Origin of the sequence: Rhodococcus sp. B10 (assembly GCF_011770055.1) — a bacterium.
Classification (GTDB): Bacteria; Actinomycetota; Actinomycetes; order Mycobacteriales; family Mycobacteriaceae; genus Rhodococcoides; species Rhodococcoides kyotonensis_B.
Genome location: NZ_JAAFYV010000096.1, coordinates 1 through 447 on the forward strand (window position 1 = coordinate 1; position 447 = coordinate 447).

Sequence of the window (447 nt, forward strand, 5' to 3'; positions counted from 1 at the left end):
GATCTGCTGTCCTACGCTCCGGTGGTGCGCCGCCACGTGGGCAAGGATCTGACCGTGCGCGACCTGTGCCGGGGCACGCTGACCACCAGCGACAACACGGCGGCCAACCTGCTGCTGGAGGTGGTGGGCGGGCCGTCGGCGCTGACGGCATTCCTGCGCGGGCAGGGCGACAGCATTACCCGCAATGACCGCAACGAGCCGGACGTGAATCTGTTCGCGAAGGGAGACCCGCGCGATACCACCAGCCCGGCCGCGATGGCCACCAGCCTGGCCCGCTTCGCGGTGGGCAATGGCCTGCAGCCTGCATCGCGCCGGCAGTTCGCCGATTGGCTCATCGACAACCAGACCGGCGATGCCTGCCTGCGCGCCGGGCTGGGCAAGCGCTGGCGGGTGGGGGACAAGACCGGCAGCAACGGTGATGACACGCGCAACGACATCGCCGTGCTG

1 protein-coding gene is annotated in these 447 nt (G+C 69.8%); it reads left to right on the plus strand.

Going from position 1 to position 447, the window contains the following annotated elements:
- Positions 1 to 447 (plus strand): serine hydrolase (locus RhoFasB10_RS25805; protein WP_167679341.1); only part of this gene is annotated, 447 nt, incomplete at both ends.